The organism is Thioalkalivibrio sulfidiphilus HL-EbGr7 (assembly GCF_000021985.1).
Taxonomy (GTDB): domain Bacteria; phylum Pseudomonadota; class Gammaproteobacteria; order Ectothiorhodospirales; family Ectothiorhodospiraceae; genus Thioalkalivibrio_A; species Thioalkalivibrio_A sulfidiphilus.
The window spans coordinates 3,232,333-3,254,376 of record NC_011901.1; the positions used below are offsets into that span (position 1 = coordinate 3,232,333).

The window sequence follows — 22,044 nt, forward strand, 5'->3', positions numbered from 1 at the left end:
CCATGAAAGCCAACGGAGGCGTCAGCCGCATCAGCATCTCCCTGCCCGAGCCCCTGCTCGGGCAGCTGGACGACATGGTGGAGGCGCGCGGTTACGAGAGCCGTTCCGCGGCGCTGGCGGAGATGATCAGCCACCAGTTGGTGGCCCACAAACGGGAACTGGGCAACGAGGTGATGGCCGGCACCATCACCCTGCTCTACGACCACAGCACGCCGCGCCTGCAGAAGGTCCTCGCGGACCTGCAGCACGAGCACGTGGAGGAGGTGATCAGCTCCCTGCACATCCACCTGATGCACAACCGCGCCATGGAGGTGATCCTGGTGCAGGGCCCGGCGACCCAGCTGCAGGTCATCGCCGACCGCATGATCACCAACCGGGGTGTGATCTCCGGCAAGCTGGAACTGACCACCACCCTCATCCCCCAGGTGCACCAGCCGCCCGCCCGTGGCAACTGAGGCACCAAATGCGTGCCCCGGCACCTGTCATGCCCCGCCCTGGTGCAGGCGAGCGGCAGACTCAACCCCGCACATCGCCGCGGCGCAAGGCGCGCCGCCCGTCGGCTGCCTTGGCACGCAACCTGCCTAGTCAGTATTACGAATTCGCGAATCCGTACTACTCATGGAGACCGACCACATGAACAACACACCGGACGAGTCACGCAGGCTCTGGGAAGAGCGCGTGCCCGCGGGCGCCCACTGGTCCTGGGTGCTGCGCCGCGGCACCACCTTGCGCCTCACCGACCCGGAGGGCGGCGCCAACGTGGCCATGCTGCTCTACAGCCGCGAGGACACCACGGAACGCTACAACATGGCTGACACCCTCAAGGGCCAGCACACCGCGTTCCTCACCCGGGGCAACGTCTGCTACAGCGACATGGGCCGGGTGATCTGCTCCATCACCGAGGACACCTGCGGCTGGCACGACACCATCGGCGGGCTGTCCAACGCCGCCCTGGTGCAGCAGAAATACGGCGAGGCCCGCTACCAGGAGCACCGCAACGCCTACCACCGCAACGGCTTCGACAGCCTGGTCAACGAACTGGGCAAGTACGGCCTGGGCCGGCGCGACGTGGTGGCCAACCTGAACCTGTTCAGCAAGGTCACCGTGAACGAGGACGGCGCCCTTGTGTTCAATCCGGGCAACTCCAAACCCGGCGACTACCTGGACCTGCGCTTCGAGATGGACACCCTGGTGGTGCTCTCCACCTGCCAGCATCCCCTGGACCCGGCGCCCGCCTACGCGCCCAGACCCGTGGACCTGCTGGTGTGGCGTTCCGACCCGCCCGGCCCCGACGATCCCTGCCGCAACCACTGCGCGCAGAACCAGCGCGCCTTTACCAATACCGAACGCCTCTACCCCCTGGGCTGAGCACAAGACCCGGAGACCGATCATGAGCACAGCACTCGTCGAAAGCCCCCTGGATGCCAGCCAGGCGGTGTTCCGCCAGGTGGTCCCCGCGGGGGAACCCTTCACCGGCATCGTGCGCAAGGGCCAGACCCTGCGCATCCTGGACCTGGAAGGCAACCAGGCCGTGGACACCCTGTTCTACAACGCGGACGACCCGGAGGAGCGCTACAGCGCCAACGACACCATCCGCGCCCAGGGTAACATCTACCTCAGCACCGGCACCCAGCTCCTGTCCAGCGAGGGCCGGGTGATGCTCACCATCACCGCCGACACCTGCGGCCGTCACGACACCCTGGGCGGCGCCTGCTCGGCGGAGAGCAACACCGTGCGCTACGCTCTGGACAAGCGCCACATGCACAGCTGCCGGGACAGCTTCCTGCTGGCGCTGGCCGAGCACGACCACGGCATGGGCAAGCGGGACCTGTCGTCGAACATCAACTTCTTCATGAACGTGCCGGTCACCCCCGAGGGCGGCCTGTGTTTCGCCGACGGCCTCTCGGCGCCGGGACGCTACGTGGAGATGCGCGCGGAAATGGACGTGCTGGTGCTGATCTCCAATTGCCCGCAGCTCAACAACCCCTGCAACGCCTACAACCCGACGCCGGTGGAGGTCCTGGTCTGGGACGCGTGAGCGCCCGCAGCCCCTTGTCCCGACTGATGACGAGCGCCCCATGTTCAACAAGGTCCTGATCGCCAACCGCGGCGCCATCGCCTGCCGCATCATCCGCACGCTCAAGTCCATGGGCGCGGGCTCGGTCGCGGTGTACTCGCAGGCCGACGCCCACTCCCTGCACGTGAGCCAGGCGGACGAGGCGGTGTGCATCGGCCCTGCACCGGCCCGGGACAGCTACCTGGACTGGAACAAGATCCTGGAGGTGGCCCGCAGCACCGGCGCCGAGGCCATCCACCCCGGCTACGGCTTCCTGAGCGAGAACGCCGCCTTCGCCGAGGCATGCGAGCAGGCGGGCATCGCCTTCATCGGCCCGACGCCGCAGCAGATGCGCGACTTCGGCCTCAAACACACGGCCCGGTCCCTGGCCGCCGAGAACGGCGTGCCCCTGCTGCCCGGCACCGGCCTGCTGGACGACCTGGACCACGCCCGGCGCGAGGCCCTGCGCATCGGCTACCCGGTGATGCTCAAGAGCACCGCCGGCGGCGGCGGCATCGGCATGCAGATCTGCCGCTCGGAGAAGCAATTGGAGGAGGCCTTCCACTCGGTGGAACGCCTGAGCCGCAACAACTTCGGCCAGGGCGGCATCTTCCTGGAGAAGTACGTGGAGTACGCCCGGCACCTGGAGGTGCAGATCTTCGGCGACGGCGAGGGCCGCGTGGTGGCCCTGGGCGAACGGGACTGCTCGGTGCAGCGGCGCAACCAGAAGGTGATCGAGGAGACCCCGGCGCCGGGCATCGACGACGGCCTGCGCGCGCAGCTCATGGACGCGGCGGTGCGCCTGGGCCAGGCGGTGAACTACCGTTCCGCCGGCACCGTGGAATACGTCTACGATACCCGGACCGGCGCCTTCTACTTCCTGGAGGTGAACACCCGGCTGCAGGTGGAACACGGGGTCACCGAGGAGGTGACCGGCGTGGACCTGGTGGCCTGGATGGTGCGCCTGGCCGCCGGCGAGCGCGACTTCCTGGGCGCCTACCGGCACGCCCCCCGGGGCGCCGCCATCCAGGCGCGCCTCTACGCCGAGGACCCGGGCAAGCAGTTCCAGCCCTCCAGCGGCGTGCTCACCGCACTGCGCCTGCCTTCGGACATTCGCGTCGAGACCTGGGTGGAACAGGGTTCCGAGATCTCGCCCCACTACGACCCCATGATCGCCAAGCTCATCGCCCGGGGCGCGGACCGGGACGAGGCCCGGGCCCGGCTCGGCGAGGCGATCGCGTGCGCCGAGCTGCACGGCATCGAGTCCAACCTGCCCTACCTGGGCCAGATCCTCGCCGACGACGTGTTCCGGCAGGCGCAGCACTACACCCGCTACCTGGATCGCCTCGCCTACCGCCCCGCCACCCTCGAGGTGCTCTCCCCCGGCACCCAGTCCATGGTGCAGGACTACCCCGGGCGCACCGGCTACTGGCCCATCGGTGTGCCGCCCTCGGGCCCCATGGACCATCTCGCCTTCCGCCTGGCCAACCGGGCGGTGGGCAACCCGGAAGGCGCGGCGGCCCTGGAACTGACCGTCACCGGCCCGACCCTGCGCTTCAACACGGACACGGTGATTGCGCTCACCGGCGCCTGGATGAAGGCCCTGCTGGACGGCCAGGAGATCCCCTACTGGCAGCCGGTGCCGGTGCGCGCCGGCAGCACCCTCAGGCTGCGCGCCATCAGCGGCGCCGGCAGCCGCAGCTACCTGGCGGTCAAGGGTGGTCTGGACGTGCCCGACTACATGGGCAGCAAGTCCACCTTCACCCTGGGCCAGTTCGGCGGCCACGGCGGGCGCACCCTGCGGACGGGCGACGTGCTGCGACTCAACGCCGCCAGCGCACCGGACGAGACCTGCCGGGAGATCCCGGCGGCCCTGATCCCGGCCTACGGCAGACACTGGGTCATTCAGGTCACCTACGGCCCCCACGGCGCGCCGGACTTCTTCACCGACGCGGACATGGCGACCTTCTTCGCCACCGACTGGGAGGTGCACTACAACTCCAGCCGAACCGGGGTGCGTCTGATCGGCCCGAAGCCCCGGTGGGCCCGGGAGGACGGCGGCGAGGCGGGCCTGCACCCCTCCAACATCCACGACAACGCCTACGCCATCGGCGCGGTGGACTTCACCGGCGACATGCCGGTGATCCTGGGTCCCGACGGACCGAGCCTGGGCGGCTTCGTGTGCCCCGTGACCATCATCCAGGCGGAACTGTGGAAGCTGGGCCAGCTCACCCCCGGCGACACCCTGCGCTTCCACTGCACCGACATCGCCAGCGCCAACGCCCTGGAGGCGCACCAGGACCGCTGCATCGCCACCCTGTCCCCCGCCCCCGCCCCCGCCATCCAGGCCCGGGTGCCGGGCGTGGACACCAGTCCCGTCCTGTACCGGCGTGAGGCAGACGCGGATCACGTGGGCGTCTGCTATCGCCAGGCCGGCGACCGTTACCTGCTGATCGAGTACGGCCCCCTGGTGCTGGATCTCAGGCTGCGTTTCCGGGTGCACGCCCTGATGGACTGGATCGAACGCCAGGCCATCGAGGGCATCATCGAGACCACCCCGGGCATCCGCTCCCTGCAGGTGCACTACGACAGCCGGGTGATCGGCCAGGCGGACCTGGTGCGGCTGCTCAAGCAGGCCGAGGACGCCCTGCCCGCCATCGAGGACATGCAGGTGCCGAGCCGCATCGTGCACCTGCCCCTGTCCTGGGACGACCCCTCCACCCGGCTCGCCATCGAGAAGTACATGCAGTCGGTGCGCCCCGACGCCCCCTGGTGTCCCAGCAACATCGAGTTCATCCGCCGCATCAACGGCCTGGAAGACATCGATCAGGTGAAGGACATCCTGTTCAACGCCCGCTACCTGGTCATGGGCCTGGGCGACGTCTACCTGGGCGCGCCGGTGGCCACGCCGCTGGACCCGCGCCACCGCCTGGTGACCACCAAGTACAACCCGGCGCGCACCTGGACGCCGGAGAACGCCGTGGGCATCGGCGGCGCGTACCTGTGCGTCTACGGCATGGAAGGGCCGGGCGGCTACCAGTTCGTGGGCCGCACGGTGCAGATGTGGAACCGCTACCGGCAGACCCGGGACTTCACCGAGGGCAAGCAGTGGCTGCTGCGCTTCTTCGACCAGCTGCGCTTCTACCCGGTGAGCCACGAGGAACTGCTGCGCATGCGCGAGGACTTCGTGCACGGCCGCTTCAACCTGCGCATCGAGGAGACCACCTTGAGGCTCGGCGACTACCTGCGCTTCCTGGAGGAAAACGCCGAATCCATCGCCGCCTTCAAGGCCCGCCAGCAGGCCGCCTTCGAGGCGGAGCGGGAGCGCTGGAAGCAGGCCGGCCAGGCAGAGCACGTGGATGCGCTGCCGGACGATGAATCCACCTCCGACGCGCCCTTCGACCTGCCCGAGGGCTGCCTGGCGGTGGCCTCGCCGGTCACCGGCAGCGTCTGGGAGATCGCGGTCAAGCCCGGCGACCGGGTCGCCCCCGGCGACACCTTGGTGGTGGTGGAGGCCATGAAGATGGAGATCCCCATCGAGGCGGACGAGGAGGCCGTGGTGCGCGAGGTGCTCTGCGCCCGGGGCGGCTCGGTGCATGCCGGCCAGGCGGTGATCATCCTGGAACTCCAGTCCTGAATCCCTTTGCCCCCGCGAGACCGACCATGAAGCACCCGCATCTGAGCCTGGACATCGACAGCCTGCACCGCGCCTACCGGGAGGGCCGGCTGACACCCGCCGAGCTGATCGACGAGGTGCTCGCGCGCATCGCCGCGCAACCGGATCGCCACGAATGGATCCGGGTGCTGGACCGGGACGCCCTCATGGCCCACGCCGCACGCCTGGAAGGCGAGAGTCCCGACACCCTGCCCCTGTACGGCATCCCCTTCGCCATCAAGGACAACATCGATCTCGCCGGCGTGCCCACCACCGCCGCCTGCCCGGCCTTCGCCTATACGCCAGAGCACAGCGCCTTCGTGGTCGAGCGCCTGATCGAGGCCGGCGCCCTGCCCATCGGCAAGACCAACCTGGACCAGTTCGCCACCGGCCTGGTGGGCACCCGGTCACCCTATGGCGCCTGCGCCAACGCCTTCGACCCGGCCTACATCTCCGGCGGATCCAGCGCCGGCTCGGCGGTCACCGTGGCCACCGGGGTGGTGAGCTTTTCCCTGGGCACCGACACCGCGGGCTCCGGCCGGGTACCGGCGGCCTTCAACAACCTGATCGGCGTGAAGCCCACCCGGGGCCTGCTGTCCGCCTCGGGCGTGGTGCCCGCCTGCCGCAGCCTGGACACCGTGTCCATCTTCGCCCTCACGGTGCCCGACGCCGAGCGCGTACTGGCGGTGACCGCCGCCTTCGATGCGCACGACGCCTATGCACGGCCCCGGCCGCTCACCACCCACGGCTTCGATCCCGCCCGGTTCCGCTTCGGCGTGCCCCGGGCGGAACAGCTGCAATTCTTCGGCAACGCCGAGGCCGAGCGCCTGTTCCACGAGGCGGTGGCGCGCCTTCAATCCCTGGGCGGGACGCGGGTGGAGATCGACTTCGCCCCCTTCCTGGACGCCGCGCGCCTGCTCTACGAGGGCCCCTGGGTCACCGAACGCTACCTGGCCACCCAGCCCCTGATCGACGAGGCACCCGGTGAACTGCTGGCCGTGACCCGGGGCATCATCGGCGGCGGCGCCGCGCCCAGGGCCACGGACTGCTTCCGCGCCCAGTACCGGCTCATGGACTACAAACGCCAGGCCGAGGCCGCCTGGCAGGCGGTGGACGTGCTGGTCACCCCCACCGCCGGGACGATCTACACCATCGCGCAGGTGAACGCCGACCCGGTGCGGCTCAACTCAAATCTTGGCTACTACACCAACTTCATGAACCTGCTGGACCTGGCGTCGCTCGCGGTACCCGCCGGTTTCCAGGCCGACGGCCTGCCCTTCGGCATCACCCTGATCGCCCCGGCCTTCGGCGACGGCGCCCTGCTGCCCCTGGGCGAGCGCTTCCAGCACGCCTCGGTTGAAACCCAGGGCGCCACGGCGCACCCGGTGCCGGCGCCCCGTCCGGTGACCGGCCCCGCCCCCGGCCACCTCCGCGTGGCGGTCTGCGGTGCCCACATGCAGGGGCTGCCGCTCAATCACCAGCTCACCGAGCGCGGCGCCCGGCTGGTGGCAAAGACCCGCACCAGCCCCCACTACCGCTTCTACGCCCTGGCCGGCGGCCCGCCCTGGCGCCCCGGACTGGTGCGCGATGCCGGCGGGCAGGCCATCGAGGTGGAGGTCTGGGAACTGCCCGCGGCCCACTTCGGCAGCTTCGTGGACGGCATCCCCGCGCCGCTTGGCATCGGCCGGGTGGAACTGGCCGATGGCAGCCGTGTGGCCGGCTTCCTGTGCGAGCCCCACGGAGTGGCCGACGCCCGGGAGATCACCCACCTGGGCGGCTGGCGCGCCTACCTAGGAGCCTGTCGGACCGAATTGATCACAGACAGTGCACGCGCCGGTGCGGATGGCCTATAATCCGCGCCTGTTTTTTCGGTTCCGGGGTCCTGCGCGTTGTCGTCAGGGTCTACGGTGGCGCGACAGCGTTGGGAGGAAAACGTGGCAAACCCACAACAGAAGACTGACTTCACGACCAAATTCGTTCTGGCCATCAGCGTCGTGGTACTGCTGGTGACCGTGATCTTCCTGGTGACCCGCCTGATCAATGTGATCGATCAGGCACGTGCCCCGGCCGAACCGAGCACCTCCGCCCAGGCCATGGTGGAGGAGCGCATCCGGCCCATCGGCCGCGTGGTCTCCGCCGATGTGGACGCCCAGGCCGTTGCCGCGCCCCGCACCGCCGCCGACATCTACCGCGGCGTCTGCGCTGCCTGCCACGACACCGGCGCCGCCGGTGCCCCCCGCAAGGGCGACGAGGCCGAATGGCGCACGCGCATGGGCCAGGGCTTCGACACCGTCCTGAGCCATGCCATCAACGGCTTCAACGCCATGCCCGCCCGGGGCGGCGATCCCAGCCTGAGCGATGACGACATGCGCCAGGTGGTGGCCTACCTGCTGACTGAATCCGGCATCCGCGTGAACGGCGCCGCTGCCAGCGCACCCGCGGCTGCGCCTGCTGCTGCTCCGGCTGCGGCTGCTCCTGCTCCTGCGGCCGCCCCTACCGCCACCGCCGCAGCCGGCGACGCCACTGCCGGTCAGGCCAAGTTCGCCAGCTGCGCCGCCTGTCACGGCGCCCAGGGCCAGGGCATGGGCATCTTCCCCAAGCTGGCCGGCACCGCCCCCGAGCGCATCGCCGAACTGCTGAAGAAGTACCGCGCCGGCGAGCAGGTCGGTCCCCAGACCGCCCTGATGGCCCCCAACGCCACCGGCCTGTCCGACCAGGACATCGCCGACCTGGCCGCCTTTGTCGGCACCCTGTAAGGGTTCGATCCCTTGGCATGAAAAAAGGGGCGCCGTTAGCGCCCTTTTTTCATGCCAAGGATCGAACTGAAGTGCGAAGTGAGAATTGGGAAGTGAGAAAGAAAAAACCCGTCATGATGGGTTTTCTGACTTCACACTTCCTACTTCTCACTTCCAACTTCATTGCTCACTTCCCACTTCGCACTTTCATGTCTTACATCCGCCAGCGATCCAGCGCCCGGTAGGTCAATGACTCCGCCAGGTGCTCCGGTGTAATCCCCTCGCTCCCCGCCAGATCGGCGATGGTCCTCGCCACCCGCAGGATGCGGTGGGCGGAACGGGCGGAGAGGTGAAACCGCTCCATGGCTGACTCGAGCATCCCCCCGGCCCGCCCCGTCCAGGGCGCAATGGATGCGGATCCCCTGACCGTCCAGCAGCGCATTGCTGTGGCCCTGTCGCGTCAGCTGCCGCGCACGGCAATCCAACACCCGGGTACGCACCGTGGCGCTGTCCTCGGGCATCGGACCCTGGGTATCGAACAGCTGGTCCTTGGGCAGGCGCGGCACCTGCACCGACAGATCGATGCGGTCCAGGAACGGCGCCGAGAGCCGCGCGCGCTGACGGCGGATCTGCTCGGGGCTGCAGCGACAGTTGGCGGCGAGATCGCAGTCATAACCCTGGGGGCAGGGGTTCATGGCGGCCACCAGCTGAAAGCGGGCCGGGAACTCCGCCTGCCGGGCGGCCCGGGAGATGGTGATGGCGCCGCTCTCCAGGGGCTCGCGCAGCACATCCAGCACCCGCCGGTCGAACTCCGCCAGCTCGTCCAGGAACAGCACGCCGTTGTGGGCCAGGGAGATCTCACCGGGCCGTGGACTGGAACCGCCGCCCACCAGGGCCACCCCGGAGGCGGTGTGGTGCGGGGCGCGAAACGGACGCCGTTTCCAGCGCTTGAGGTCCAGGGGCTGGCCGCTCACTGCGTGGATGGCGGCCGTCGTCAACGCCTCGTCGTCGCTCATGGGCGGCAGCAGCCCCGGCAGACGGCTGGCCAGCATGGTCTTGCCGGTGCCCGGCGGGCCGATCATCAGCAGGTGGTGCTCGCCGGCGGCCGCGATCTCCAGCACCCGTCGGGCCTGGGGTTGACCGCGCACCTCGGCCAGATCCGCCCCGTTATGCTGTCCCTCGCCGGTTTGCGGGGCGGGATGCTCCACAAGCAGGGTCTCACCCCGCAGGTGGGCACACACCTCCAGCAGATGGCCCGCCGCCAGCACCCGGCAGCCGCGCACCAGGGCCGCCTCGTCGGCATCCTCCCTCGCCACCACCAGGCTGCGCCCCGCCGAACGGGCGGACAGGGCCGCGGGAAGCACCCCGCGCACCGGGCGCAGCTCGCCATCGAGCCCCAGCTCGCCCACGAACTCGTAATCCGACAGGGCGGAGGTTGGCAACTGACCCGAGGCGGCCAGCAGGCCCAGAGCGATGCCGAGATCGAAACGCCCGCCGTCCTTGGGCAGGTCGGCGGGGGCGAGGTTGACGGTGATGCGACGGGCGGGAAATTCGAAACCGCTGGTGATCAGGGCGGCGCGCACCCGCTCCCGGCTCTCGCGCACTGCCGCCTCGGGCAGGCCGACGATGGCGCAGGCGGGCAGGCCGTTGGCGAGATGGACTTCGATCTGGACCGGCGGTGCGTGGATGCCGTCCAGTGCACGGGCATACAGGGTGGCGAGGTTCATGGATCCGTCCATGGGGTGTCGTCCTTGATGGATTAAGCCTAACGCCGGGGCGCTGCGGGCTCAAGGGAGGGGTGTGCTTTGTGCTTTGTGCTTTGTGCTTTGTGCTTTGTGCTTTGTGCTTTGTGCTTTGTGCTTTGTGCTTTGTCTATCACAAAGTACCAAGCACCAAGTACCAAGCACTAATCAACCACCTTCACCAACAGCACGCCATTACGCTCGAAAAGCACCTCGTGCTCGGGCAGACGATGCAGCGAGGTGATCCGTGTCACCGCCACCTCGCCGGGTTGCGGATCCCGGCGCTCCACGTGACGCCGGGCGTAGACGTTGAAGCTCGGGTTGTTGAGTCCCACCATCACCACCGTCTCGGGTCGTTCCCGGGCCACCAGGGCCGCGTCGCGGATGGGGCCCTGCTGAACCGCCGCCACCGTAGGCAGCAACAGGCCGGCCACGGAGGCCGTCACCAGCACGCCCAGCAGGCCGAGGCGCCAGGCCAGGTGCACGCGGCTCGCGAACAGCGCCCACAGGCTGACCGCCAGGGCGACGCCGAACACGCCGTACCACAGCAGGCCGAAATGCCGGTCCACGTCGCTCAGAAGCGCGGCGGTGAAGGGATCCCTGACCTGTGCTGCCGCGATCTCGACGATGCTCGGAAAGGCCAGCATGAGGGCGAAGAACAGCAGCGCCGGCAGAACGGCGAGCATGCCGACGCCCAGTCCCTTGAGGTTCAGACGCTCCAGGTGCAGGGCCATCAGCACGAACAGCGGCGTCACGCCATAGAGGATGTAATGGGGCAGCTTGGTGCCGGCCAGGGAGAACAGCACGAACACCAGCACGAACCAGATGAGCAGGAACAGCTGCAGGTCATCGCCACGTGCCCGGCGCGCGGCCCACCACAAGGCCGCCACCAGCACCGTGGTCCAGGGCAACAGGCCAATGAGCAGCACGGGGATGTAGTAGTAGATCGGTCCGCTGTGTCCCTCCATGGGCTGCTGGAAACGGCCCAGGTTGTGTTCCAGCAGGAAGCCCAGGATGAACCCGGGTCCTTCGCGCAGCGTCACCGCCCCGTACCAGGGCAGCACCACGATCAGGAACAGGATGATGCCCACGGGATTGAACACCGCGCGCAGCCAGTCGCGGAAGCGTCCCTTGAGGGCAAAGAAGATCAGGCTCGCGGCAAACGGGATGGCCACCGCCACCGGTCCCTTGGTGAGGAATCCCAGGCCCATGAGCAGGAACGCGGCATACACCCAGCGCCGGCCGCCTTCCCGGTAATGCAGGTAGATGGCGAACATGCTGGCGGCGATGAGCAGGTTGAGCAGGGCATCGGCGATGGCCGCCTTGCCGATCACGCTCACCTCGAAGATCGTGGCACCGATAATCGCGGCGACAAGCCCGGTGCGCCGGTCCGTGACCCGGGCGGTGAAGGCGTACACCGCGAGCATCCACGCGGCGGCCGCCAGGGCCGAGGGCAGACGCAGGGCAAACTCGTTCAGCCCGAACAGGGTGACCGAGGCGGCCTGTAGCCAGTAAATGAGGATGGGCTTATCATAGCGGGGCTCGCCATAGAGATAGGTGGCGATGAAGTCACCCCGCGCCAGCATGTCACGGGTCGCCTCGCTGAAGGCCCCTTCATCCAGGTCGAACAGCGGGAAGCCGTGCATGTTGAAGAAGAAGGCGGAGAACACCGCCACACACAGCAGCACCGCGAGCCAGCGCTCGGAAAGCCCCTGCAGGGCCACATCGCCGGAAGTTCTGTCAGTCATGCCGGGGCTCGTCCGTCAAAAGGTGCAAAGTCTAACCGCCCGCCCCCCTGCGCCACCAGTACGGCGCCCACACACGCCATGATGTCCATGATCCGGCCCAAGACTCTGCTGGCGATCCTGATCCTCGTCGCCTTCGTGGTGTTCGTGGAATGGTACTTCGGCTGGGCGCCGCTGCTCGCCCCCTGGCGTGAGATCCCGCTCCCGGGCGTGCTCGGCGCGCTGGTCCTGGCCTTCCTCACATACTGGCTGCGCGCGCTGCGTGTCTACGACTACTACCGGGCGCGGATGCGCGGCCGCTTCCCGGCCTGCCTGCGCCTGACGCTGACCCACAACCTGCTCAACAACCTGCTGCCCATGCGCACCGGCGAGCTGAGCTTCCCGGTGCTCATGGCCCGGGACTTCGGCGTGCCGGCCCTGCACTCCGTGCCGGTGCTGCTGTGGTTCCGGCTCATGGACCTGCACACCCTCGCGCTGTTTGCCCTGCTGGCCCTGGGCAGTCACCTGCTCGGTCCCGCCGTGGCGGTCCCGCTGGCCGCCGCCTGGCTGCTGACGCTGGTGTTCGCGCAACGACTGGCGCCCGCTTTGCGGGATCGGCTGGGCGCGCCCGGAGATGACGGGCTGCGCGGCAAGCTCTACCGGGTGCTGGACGCCCTGCCGGGCAGCGCCGGGGACTTCTGGCGCGCCTGGGCCTGGACCTTCGCCAACTGGCTGCTCAAGCTCGCGGTATTCGTCTGGGTGCTGGGCCTGTTTCTGGAAGCGCCGCTGGCCGCCGCCTGGCTGGCGGTGATCGCCGGCGACCTGACCAGCGTGCTGCCCGTGCATGGCGTGGCCGGTGCGGGCACCTACGAGGCGGGCGTGGTGGCCGCCCTGCTGCCCTTTGGCGTCAGTGGCGAGGCGGCGCTCGCGGGCGCCGTGAACCTGCACCTGTTCCTGCTCGGCTCAACCCTGCTGGGCGGTCTGCTCGTGCCCCTGCTGCCGGGCAGGCGCGTGGACCGCCAGACGCGTTAGAATACCGGGCGCATCCTGCTCACGAGACCGAATTCCATGATCGACACCTCCCTCCCGGACACCACCGAGCCCCTCACCCTGTCGCTGGTGGTGCCCATGTACAACGAGGAAGACAACGTCGCGCCCTTCGTGGAACGGGTCCACGAGGTACTGTCCGGGTACGCCTATCCCTGGGAGCTGGTGCTGGTGGACGACGGCAGCGCCGACAACACCAACGAGCGCATGCGCGCCCAGCGCAAGCAGTTCGGACACCACGTGCGCATCCTCACCCTGCAACGCAACTTCGGCCAGACCGCCGCCATGCAGGCGGGGATCGACATCGCCCGGGGCAGCGTGATCGCCCTCATGGACGGCGACCTTCAGAACGACCCGGCCGACATCCCCGGCATGGTGCAGCGCCTGGTGGACGAGGACCTGGACATGGTGGCCGGCTGGCGCAAGAACCGCCAGGACGACCTGTGGCGGCGCAAGATCCCCTCGCGCATCGCCAACAAGCTGATCCGCTCCATCACCGGCGTGAACCTGCACGACTACGGCTGCAGCCTGAAGGTATTCCGCGCCCACATCCTCAAGGGCGTGCGCCTGTACGGCGAGATGCACCGCTTCATCCCCGCCTGGTTCGCCACCCAGACCTCGCCGAAACGCATCCGCGAACACGTGGTGCAGCACCATGCCCGCACCCGGGGCGCCTCCAAGTACGGCATTTCCCGTACCTTCCGGGTGATCCTGGACCTGCTGGCGGTGTACTTCTTCATGCGCTTCAAGGCCCGCCCCGGCCACTTCTTCGGCTCCATCGGCCTGGTGTTCGGCGGCCTGGGCGCCGTGATCCTGGGCTACCTGCTCATGCTCAAGGTGTTCTGGGACGCGGACATCGGCACCCGCCCGCTGCTGTTCGTCGGCGTGATGTGCGTACTGGTCTCGGTACAGTTACTCACCACCGGCGTACTGAGCGAACTGACCGCCCGCACCTATTTCGAATCGGGGCAGCAACGCTCCTACGTGGTGCGCTCCAGCGTGCACGAACAGGCCGGCGAGACCGACTGGCATCACGGACGTGGCTGAGGCCCTGTCGGCACAGGACGCGCGCCGCTACTGGCTGGCGGCGCTCGCGGTCACGGCGCTCTATACCCTGTATCGCCTGGTCCTGCTGGCGAACTTCCCCTACGACCTCTACGGCGACGAGGCCCAGTACTGGACCTGGGCCCAGGCCCCCGACTGGGGCTATTACTCCAAGCCGCCGGTGATCGCCTGGCTGATCACCCTGACCACCGCCCCCTGCGGCGACAGCCTGTTCTGCATCAAGCTCGCCTCGCCCCTGCTGCACGCGGCCACGGCACTCATTCTGTTCGCCCTCACCCGGCGCCTGTTCGACGCCCGGGCGGCCTTCTGGGTGGCGGCCCTGTACGGCCTGATGCCCGCCATCTCCCTGTCCACCATGATCATCAGCACCGATGCCCCGCTGCTGTTCTTCTGGGCACTCGGGATCTACGCACTGGTGCGCGCCCTGGACGAGGGTCACTGGCGCTGGTGGCTGCTCACCGGCCTGGCCCTGGGGCTGGGCATGCTCAGCAAGTACAACATGGTGATCTTCGTCCTCTCAGGCCTGGTGTTCGTGCTCGCCACACCACGGCACCGGCACTGGATCACCTCGCCACGCCCCTGGGCTGCGGCGCTACTCGCCTTCCTCGTCTATCTACCCAACCTGCTGTGGAACGCGGCCACCGGCTTTGTCAGCTACCAGCACACCCAGGAGATCTCCCAGGTGGACCGTGCCCGCTGGTCCCTCGACGGCCTGGGTGATTTCATCGGCTCCCAGTTCGGCGTGTTCGGCCCGATCCTGTTCGCCGTGCTGCTGTTCCTGCTGCTGCGCAGGCTGCCTGCCCTGTGGCGGGACGAGAAGACCCGCCTGCTGCTCGCCTTCGTGCTCCCCTGGCTGCTGATCGTGTCCTTCATCAGCCTGGCCTCCCGGGTGCACGCCAACTGGTCGGCGCCCATCTACCTCACGGCACTCATGCTGGTGGTGGTCTGGCTGCTTGGGCGCGGCCGGCTGGGCCGCGTGCTGCTGGGCGCCACCGTGGCCATCCACCTGCTGTTCGCCGGCGTGATCTACCACTACGACACGGTGCTGCGCGCCGCCGGCATCGAACTGACCGCGCGCACCGACCCCTACAAGCGGGTGCGTGGCTGGTCCGAACTGGGCCAGGCCATCACCCACGTACAGGACCTGCACCCGGATGCCACCCTGATGACCGGCGATCGCATGCTCACGGCACAGCTCATGTATTACGTGCAGCCGCGCATGCAGACGGTGGTGAAGTGGAACCCCGACGGCCTGATCCGCGACCATTACGACATGACCACCAGCCTTGAGGGCCGGCAGGGCGATGACTTCCTGTTGCTGCACGCGCCCGGCGACCTGTCGCCGTCCATCGCGGCCCACTTTGAACACCACCAGCGCGTGGCCCGCATCCGCATCCCGGTGCACCCGGACTGGGGGCACCATTTCGACGTCTACCTGCTGCAGGGCTATCGCGGCACGGTCACACCCTGAGGATCCGGGACGACGTCCCTGACCGGCACACGAGGCAAAAAAACAGGCACCCGAAGGTGCCTGTCAGTGTGTCCTCCCGAATACCTGCGCCGATCAGCGCGGGGCGTCCGGTCCGTAGTTCTCCACCAGATGATCCACGATCTTCTCGCGCTGCTCGGGCGTAAGCCAGGTCATGCCGTACTTGACCATGTCGTCCATCACCCAGTTCCAGTCATTGCGGCCAAGCCGCTGGGTCTGGGGCAGTTCGATGGAATGGCAGGCGGCGCAGTGGATATTGAACAACTGCGCAGGCGTCATTTCATCGGCATGGGCCGGGGTGATCATGTTCCCCGCAGGCACGTTGAAGGCCACCAGCCAAGTGGCCAGAAGTGCCGGGGGGGTTAGCCACAGGGGGAGATGGCGTCGCTTGAACATCTGATGACTTCCTCATTGCTTGTTGATAGTGAAAACGGCGGCCCGAATATCGGGCCGCCGCACAAGGCCTAAGGGAGGGACTTCGCTCAGGCCGGCTGGATCATCACGGGGACGCGATGAACCATGTTGCCCTCGTAGCCACGGGGGTTCCAGGGCTGCACGATGGGCTGGGTGTTGCCCTTGTCGTCCACGGCGCGGGCCCAGATCTCGTAGTAGCCACGGCCGGCGAACTTCAGGTCATGCTCCCACTGCTGCCAGGAGTACTTGTTGTGGGGCTTGCCCAGCTTGGCCTTGGTCCAGTTCAGACCGAAGTCGGTGGACACCCACAGCTCCTTGACCTCGTTCTCGCCCGCCCAGGCATGGCCGGTGACCTTGATGGTCTGACCCACCTTGAACTCGCTGTCGGCGGAGGGGCCGGTGATCAGGGACTTCACCACCCAGGGACCGCCCACCACCATGTCTTCTTCCGGCGGACGCTCGCCCGGCTTCACCGGGTACTTGGGCATACGGTAGGAGAAGCCGGTCATGCCACGGCCGTCGTGCTCGACGTCGCGGATCACGATCTTGCTCAGCCACTTGTGGGAGGCGCTGCCGTACCAGCCCGGCACCACCAGGCGCACGGGGTAACCGTGGGCGGCGGGGATGTCCTGGCCGTTCATCTTGAAGGCCACGATGGTGTGCTTCTCCATGGCCTTGTCGATGGGGATGCCGCGGGAGAAGGGCGGACGGTCACCGAGTACCGGCTCTTCGCCGTAGTGGCCGGTGTACACGGCGCTGCTCTTCAGGCCGGCTTCCTTCAGCAGGTCGGCCAGGGGGACGCCGGTCCACTCGGAGTTGCCGATGGCGCCGTAACGCCACTGGTTGCCACGTACCGGCGGATCGAAGTGGGCACGGCCGTTGCCGCCGCACTCGATGGGGGCGCGGTAGGTGACGGTCTTCATGCGCTGCAGCTGGTCCAGGCTGAAGGAGACCTTCTTGTTGACCTCGCCCTCGATCTCCAGCTTGTAGCCCTGGGGATCCTTGCGCATGGCGCGCTCGGAGATCAGGTCGTTGTTGCGGATGAAGTGATACTTGGCCGGGGTCACCGCGTCCTTCATCAGGTGCACGGGGGTCTCGGCGTTCATGGGACGCTGGTTGTAGACGATCAGGCCTTCCTTGCCGGACTCGGCCAGCATGTGCTTGGCCTGCTCGTCGGTGATCTCAACCGGCTCACTGGCCCAGGCGGCAGGGATCATGCCCCGGCCGAACAGGCCCTGCATGGCCGCCTCGGTGCCGGCGCCGAAGCCCAGCAGCGCCAGGGCGGCACCGCCCTTGCCCACCTGACCGAAGAACTGACGACGGGACGAAACCTCGTCGAAAATCTGCATGTCCTGGGGGCTCGCGCCGTGGTCGCGGGTGTAGCTCCGCAGCCATTCCCAGGTACCTTGATCCGTTTTCTTCATTTAGATATCCCTCCAGCCTCGTTGTAATGGCTTGTACAGGTTGTGTGGTGTCGCCACGGTTGGTGGGCCGTGACGCCGAGTACATGAGTACTTGGTAATGCACTGATTGGTTTAGACTAAGTCTAATTCTCAGTGCCCAGCTTTTATAGGTCAGCCCTTTTGGGGCGTCAATAGGATGACCCTGCCCCTCCGTTTATTCCATTTTTCGATCCGTTGGTCTCATTCGGCCTCTTTCTGCCACGACTGACCCGATCCGTGCCCTGGTGCAAGCGCCGCCTCCAGGGCGGCCACCCGGGCCTCCAGTTCCGCCAGGCGCTCGCGGCTGCGGGCCAGCAGGGTGGTCTGAACCTCGTATTCCTCCCGGGTCACCAGGTCCATGCGCTGCAGGGCGCTGGCCAGCCCCGCGCGCAGGTTCTTCTCCATCTCCTGCTGAAACTGTTTCGCCGGTTCCGGCATGAGGTCGGCAAGTTTTCGGACCAGATCGTCCAGGCCTTGGGTGTCGCGCATGGGGGGTGTCCTCGTCTTGAAAGTGGCGTGGGTCATCACGGGGCGAGATGGATCACACACACAGAGTAGCAGTCCGGCCGATGGCCGAGCCACCGGCACACATACCGTCGTTGGCGCACCGTGACAGGGCGCGCGCACCAATCCAGTGCGTTTCCTGCCACATCCGCTGGCATCAAAACCCGTCGCACCCAAAGATCCTGCAGCCTTCCGGTGCCTGGCCTGCTTCCTGCTAGGCAATGGTGCATGAATCTTCCCGATGGAGCCTGACATGACCCCGCGACTGATCCCCCTCGCCCTGCTGATGCTGGCCCCCGGGCTCGTCCTGGCCCACCCGGGCCACGGCCTGGACGCCGGCCCGTCGTCCTCCGCACTGGCTGCCGGCCTGCTTCACCCCCTGCTGGGACTGGATCACCTGCTGGCCATGCTCGGCGTGGGCCTGTGGGCCTCCCAGCGGGCCCTGCAACGTCAGGGCTACGGCATTGCCGGCATCTTCCTGCTGGTGCTGGCGCTGGGCTTCATGGCCGGACTGGGCAGCGCGCCGGGTCAGTGGATCGAGACCGGCATCCTGGGCTCCGTGATCCTGGTGGGTGCCCTGGTGGCCCTGGGGCGCAATCTGCCCGCGGCCTTTGGCCTGGGGCTGGCGGCGCTGTTCGCGCTGTTTCATGGCCTGGCCCACGGCGCTGAAATGGGTGCCGGCCTGTCCGCCCCCCTGTTTGCGGCGGGCTTCCTGCTGAGCTCCAGCGCCCTGGTCGGCCTGGGTCTGCTGGCAGGACGATTCGGTCAGGGCCTGATGCGTGGTTCCATGCTGGTGCGCGCCGGCGGCGCCGGCATCCTGGCCGCGGGCCTGGTCATGATCTGGACGGTGTGAGGTGAGCACGGGCTGGCTGGCCCGACTGGAACTGGGCTTCGAGCAGGACGGGCAGCGCAGCGTCCTGCGCCATCGCCGCCACGAGGGCCCCCTGCGGGTGCAGCGCAGCTTCCACCCCGAGGGCAACACCTGTCACAGCTACCTGATCCATCCCCCCGGGGGGGTGGTGGGCGGTGACCGGCTGGAGGTGGCGGTAGACGTGGCCGAACGGGCAGAGGCCCTGATCACCACCCCGGCCGCGGGCAAGTTCTACCGCTCCGCCGGGCCCTGGGCCCGACAGACCCAGCGTTTCCGGGTCGGCGCCGACGCCAGCCTCGAATGGCTGCCGGCCCTGAACATCCTGCACGGCGGCGCCCGGGTGCGCATGCACAACCGCTTCGACCTGGCGCCCGGCGCCCGGCTGCTGGCCTGGGATCTGGTCGGGCTGGGGCGGCCCGGCAGCGGCGATGATTTTTCCACCGGCGCGCTGGATGCCGGCCTGCAGGTCTGGGCAGGCGAATCGCCCCTCTTGGACGAGCGCCTGCGCCTGGAGGGCGGCAGCCCGGCCCTCACGGCACCGTGGGGCCTGGGCGGCCACGGCTACCTTGCCACCCTGCTGGCCTGGCCCGCCACCCCGTCGATGCTGGCTGATTTGCGCACCGCCCTGAATGAAACACCCGGGCCCCGGCCCGGCTGCACCCTGCTGGAAACGGCCTCCGGCAGCGGACTGCTGGTCTGCCGCTGGCTGGCCCCGGCCGGGGAGGCCCTCTGGGAGGCCCTGGTGGCGAGCTGGTCGGTCCTGCGCCCGCAGGTCCTGGGGCGTCCGGCCTGCCCGCCGAGAATCTGGTCCACCTGAAGTCTGGAGCACCCATGGAACTGACACCGAGAGAGAAGGACAAGCTGCTGCTGTTCACCGCCGCCCTGCTGGCGGAGCGGCGCAAGGCGCGGGGCCTGAAGCTCAACTACCCGGAGGCGGTGGCCCTGATCTCCGCCGCCATCCTGGAAGGCGCCCGGGACGGGCGCAGCGTCGCCGAACTCATGTCGCTGGGCGGCGAGGTGCTGACCCGGGACGAGGTCATGGACGGGGTCGCGGAGATGATCCCCGAGGTCCAGGTGGAGGCCACCTTCCCCGACGGGGTGAAGCTGGTCACCGTGCACGAGCCGGTGAGGTGAGAAAGGCAATTCAACATTCAAGATTCAAAGTTCAACGGCCACGTCCCATTGAGCTTTAAATGTTGAATGTTGAATTTTGAATGTGGACTTATCGAGGCATCCCCATGATTCCAGGTGAATTCCTGCTCGCCGACGGCGAGATCGAACTCAACGCCGACCGTGAGGGCCGCCCCTTCCAGGTGACCAACACCGGCGACCGCCCCATCCAGGTGGGCTCCCACTACCACTTCCACGAGGTCAACAACGCCCTGGACTTCGACCGGGACGCGGCGCTCGGCCTGCGCCTGGACATCCCCGCCGGCACCGCCGTGCGCTTCGAGCCGGGCCAGACCCGCACCGTGAGTCTCGTGCCCTTCGCCGGCGAGCGGCGCGTGTACGGCTTCCAGGGGCGCGTCATGGGCCCGCTGCCGACAGCGCCCGACGAACCCGAACAGACTTCCTGAGGAGCCAAGCCCATGAGCATCCGCATCTCCCGCGCCGCCTACGCGGACATGTACGGACCCACCACCGGAGACCGGGTCCGGCTGGCCGACACCGGGCTGATCGTCCGGGTGGAGCAGGACTTCACGATCTACGGCGACGAGGTGAAGTTCGGCGGCGGCAAGGTGATCCGTGACGGCATGGGCCAGTCCCAGCGCTGGGGCGAGACCGTGGCGGACACGGTCATCACCAATGCGCTCATCATCGACCACTGGGGCATCGTCAAGGCCGACGTGGGCATCAAGGGGGGGCGCATCCAGGGCATCGGCAAGGCCGGCAACCCGGACACCCAGCCGGGCGTCACCATCGTGGTCGGCCCGGGCACCGAGGTCATCGCCGGCGAGGGCATGATCCTCACCGCCGGGGGCATCGACGCCCACATCCACTTCATCTGCCCCCAGCAGATCGAGGAGGCGCTCACCAGCGGCGTGACCACCATGATCGGCGGCGGCACCGGCCCCGCCACCGGCACCAACGCCACCACCTGCACCCCCGGCCCCTGGCACATCCACCGCATGCTCCAGGCCGCCGAGGCCTTCCCCATGAACCTGGGTTTCCTGGGCAAGGGCAACGCCAGCCAGCCGGACCCCCTGTGCGAGCAGCTGGAGGCCGGCGCCATGGGCATGAAGCTGCACGAGGACTGGGGCACTACGCCGGCGGCCATCGACAACTGCCTCAACGTGGCCGAGGTGTTCGACGTGCAGGTGGCCATCCACACGGACACCCTGAACGAATCCGGTTTCGTGGAGGATACGCTCGCCGCCTTCAAGGACCGCACCATCCACACCTACCACACCGAGGGTGCCGGCGGCGGACACGCCCCGGACATCATCCGCGCCTGCGGCCAGCCGAACGTGCTGCCCTCCTCCACCAACCCGACGCGGCCCTACACGGTGAACACCGTGGACGAGCACCTGGACATGCTCATGGTCTGCCACCACCTGGACCCGGCCATCCCCGAGGACGTGGCCTTCGCCGAGTCCCGCATCCGCCGCGAGACCATCGCCGCCGAGGACATCCTCCACGACCTGGGCGCCTTCTCCATGATCTCCTCGGACTCCCAGGCCATGGGCCGGGTGGGCGAGGTGGTGCTGCGCACCTGGCAGACCGCCCACAAGATGAAGCTCCAGCGCGGCAGCCTGGCCGGCGACGACCGCGAGGCCGACAACCTGCGGGTGCGCCGCTACATCGCCAAGTACACCATCAATCCCGCCATCGCCCACGGCATCGCCCACGAGGTGGGCAGCATCGAGGTGGGCAAGCTGGCGGACCTGGTACTGTGGAAGCCGGCCTTCTTCGGCGTGAAGCCCGCCATGGTCATCAAGGGCGGCATGATCGCCATGGCGCCCATGGGGGACCCCAACGCCTCCATCCCCACGCCCCAGCCGGTGCACTACCGGCCCATGTTCGGCAACTTCGGCCTGGCCCTGCCCCGCACGTCCCTCACCTTCATGTGCGCCACCGCCATCGAGCTGGGCGTGCCCGAGCAGCTCGGCCTGCAGCGGCAGGTCGCCGTGAGCCGCAACTGCCGCAACATCGGCAAGAAGGACATGATCCTCAACGACTGGATGCCGCACATGGAGGTGGACCCGGAGACCTACGTGGTACGCGCGGATGGCGAACTACTCACCTGCGAGCCCCTGAGCGAGGCGCCGCTCGCGCAACGCTACTTCCTGTTCTGAGACC

18 protein-coding genes and 1 pseudogene are annotated in these 22,044 nt (G+C 68.2%); 14 read left to right on the forward strand and 5 right to left on the reverse strand.

The window, feature by feature from the left end:
• The first annotated feature begins 2 nt into the window (after window positions 1-2).
• The 6 genes from nikR (at window position 3) to TGR7_RS15510 (ending at window position 8,467) form a co-directional block, all read left to right on the forward strand.
• Window positions 3-455 (forward strand): nickel-responsive transcriptional regulator NikR, encoded by a 453-nt coding sequence (nikR, locus tag TGR7_RS15485; RefSeq protein ID WP_012639617.1) that lies wholly within the window; start codon window positions 3-5, stop codon window positions 453-455.
• A 178-nt stretch (window positions 456-633) separates the two neighbouring features.
• Window positions 634-1,368, forward strand: coding sequence for an urea amidolyase associated protein UAAP1 (locus TGR7_RS15490; RefSeq protein WP_012639618.1), 735 nt, complete (start codon window positions 634-636; stop codon window positions 1,366-1,368).
• Window positions 1,369-1,390: 22 nt separating this feature from the next.
• Window positions 1,391-2,038, forward strand: coding sequence for an urea amidolyase associated protein UAAP2 (locus TGR7_RS15495; RefSeq protein ID WP_012639619.1), 648 nt, complete (start codon window positions 1,391-1,393; stop codon window positions 2,036-2,038).
• 40 nt (window positions 2,039-2,078) lie between these two features.
• Window positions 2,079-5,693, forward strand: a complete 3,615-nt coding sequence (gene uca / locus TGR7_RS15500) for an urea carboxylase (RefSeq protein WP_012639620.1) — start codon at window positions 2,079-2,081, stop codon at window positions 5,691-5,693.
• A 26-nt stretch (window positions 5,694-5,719) separates the two neighbouring features.
• The gene (gene atzF / locus TGR7_RS15505) at window positions 5,720-7,564 is read left to right on the forward strand and encodes an allophanate hydrolase (protein ID WP_012639621.1); all 1,845 of its coding nucleotides are present in this window, start codon (window positions 5,720-5,722) and stop codon (window positions 7,562-7,564) included.
• A gap of 81 nt (window positions 7,565-7,645) precedes the next feature.
• Window positions 7,646-8,467, forward strand: coding sequence for a c-type cytochrome (locus TGR7_RS15510; RefSeq protein WP_012639622.1), 822 nt, complete (start codon window positions 7,646-7,648; stop codon window positions 8,465-8,467).
• A gap of 193 nt (window positions 8,468-8,660) precedes the next feature.
• Here TGR7_RS15510 and TGR7_RS15515 read toward each other — a convergent pair.
• Together TGR7_RS15515 and TGR7_RS15520 are read right to left on the reverse strand one after the other, a co-directional pair.
• Window positions 8,661-10,173: pseudogene (locus tag TGR7_RS15515) on the reverse strand (YifB family Mg chelatase-like AAA ATPase).
• 179 nt (window positions 10,174-10,352) lie between these two features.
• On the reverse strand, window positions 10,353-11,936 hold the full coding sequence (locus tag TGR7_RS15520) for a glycosyltransferase family 39 protein (RefSeq protein WP_012639624.1): 1,584 nt from the start codon (window positions 11,934-11,936) through the stop codon (window positions 10,353-10,355).
• A 78-nt stretch (window positions 11,937-12,014) separates the two neighbouring features.
• Here TGR7_RS15520 and TGR7_RS15525 point away from each other — a divergent pair, with 78 nt between their 5' ends.
• From TGR7_RS15525 to TGR7_RS15535, 3 genes are read left to right on the forward strand one after another with little or no spacing between them, the layout of a single operon-like run.
• Window positions 12,015-12,944 carry a lysylphosphatidylglycerol synthase transmembrane domain-containing protein gene (locus TGR7_RS15525; RefSeq protein WP_012639625.1) on the forward strand — a complete coding sequence of 310 codons (930 nt, stop codon included), beginning with the start codon at window positions 12,015-12,017 and terminating at the stop codon, window positions 12,942-12,944.
• Window positions 12,945-12,980: 36 nt separating this feature from the next.
• Window positions 12,981-14,006, forward strand: a complete 1,026-nt coding sequence (locus TGR7_RS15530) for a glycosyltransferase family 2 protein (protein ID WP_012639626.1) — start codon at window positions 12,981-12,983, stop codon at window positions 14,004-14,006.
• On the forward strand, window positions 13,999-15,495 hold the full coding sequence (locus TGR7_RS15535) for a glycosyltransferase family 39 protein (RefSeq protein ID WP_012639627.1): 1,497 nt from the start codon (window positions 13,999-14,001) through the stop codon (window positions 15,493-15,495). Before TGR7_RS15530 ends, TGR7_RS15535 begins: the two co-directional genes overlap by 8 nt.
• A gap of 93 nt (window positions 15,496-15,588) precedes the next feature.
• Here the strand turns inward: TGR7_RS15535 and TGR7_RS15540 are convergent, their stop codons facing one another.
• The 3 genes from TGR7_RS15540 to TGR7_RS15550 all read right to left on the reverse strand — a co-directional run bounded on the left by TGR7_RS15540 (window position 15,589) and on the right by TGR7_RS15550 (window position 17,858).
• On the reverse strand, window positions 15,589-15,909 hold the full coding sequence (locus TGR7_RS15540) for a c-type cytochrome (protein ID WP_012639628.1): 321 nt from the start codon (window positions 15,907-15,909) through the stop codon (window positions 15,589-15,591).
• An 86-nt stretch (window positions 15,910-15,995) separates the two neighbouring features.
• Window positions 15,996-17,351, reverse strand: a complete 1,356-nt coding sequence (locus TGR7_RS15545) for a sulfite oxidase (protein ID WP_012639629.1) — start codon at window positions 17,349-17,351, stop codon at window positions 15,996-15,998.
• Window positions 17,352-17,570: 219 nt separating this feature from the next.
• Window positions 17,571-17,858, reverse strand: a complete 288-nt coding sequence (locus TGR7_RS15550; protein WP_012639630.1) for an accessory factor UbiK family protein — start codon at window positions 17,856-17,858, stop codon at window positions 17,571-17,573.
• Window positions 17,859-18,126: 268 nt separating this feature from the next.
• On the opposite strand from TGR7_RS15550, the gene TGR7_RS15555 reads away from it, so the two are divergent.
• The 5 genes from TGR7_RS15555 to ureC all read left to right on the forward strand — a co-directional run bounded on the left by TGR7_RS15555 (window position 18,127) and on the right by ureC (window position 22,040).
• Window positions 18,127-18,726, forward strand: a complete 600-nt coding sequence (locus tag TGR7_RS15555; RefSeq protein WP_012639631.1) for a HupE/UreJ family protein — start codon at window positions 18,127-18,129, stop codon at window positions 18,724-18,726.
• A gap of 1 nt (window position 18,727) precedes the next feature.
• Entirely contained in the window at window positions 18,728-19,561 is an 834-nt protein-coding gene (locus tag TGR7_RS15560) for an urease accessory protein UreD (protein WP_012639632.1), read from the forward strand.
• Between the two features lie 14 nt (window positions 19,562-19,575).
• Window positions 19,576-19,878: an urease subunit gamma gene (gene ureA / locus TGR7_RS15565; protein WP_012639633.1), complete on the forward strand. Its 303-nt coding sequence runs from the start codon at window positions 19,576-19,578 to the stop codon at window positions 19,876-19,878.
• 104 nt (window positions 19,879-19,982) lie between these two features.
• A complete protein-coding gene (locus TGR7_RS15570; protein WP_012639634.1) occupies window positions 19,983-20,321 on the forward strand; it encodes an urease subunit beta in 339 nt (112 codons plus the stop codon).
• A 12-nt stretch (window positions 20,322-20,333) separates the two neighbouring features.
• The gene (gene ureC / locus TGR7_RS15575) at window positions 20,334-22,040 is read left to right on the forward strand and encodes an urease subunit alpha (protein WP_012639635.1); all 1,707 of its coding nucleotides are present in this window, start codon (window positions 20,334-20,336) and stop codon (window positions 22,038-22,040) included.
• Window positions 22,041-22,044: the final 4 nt, after the last annotated feature.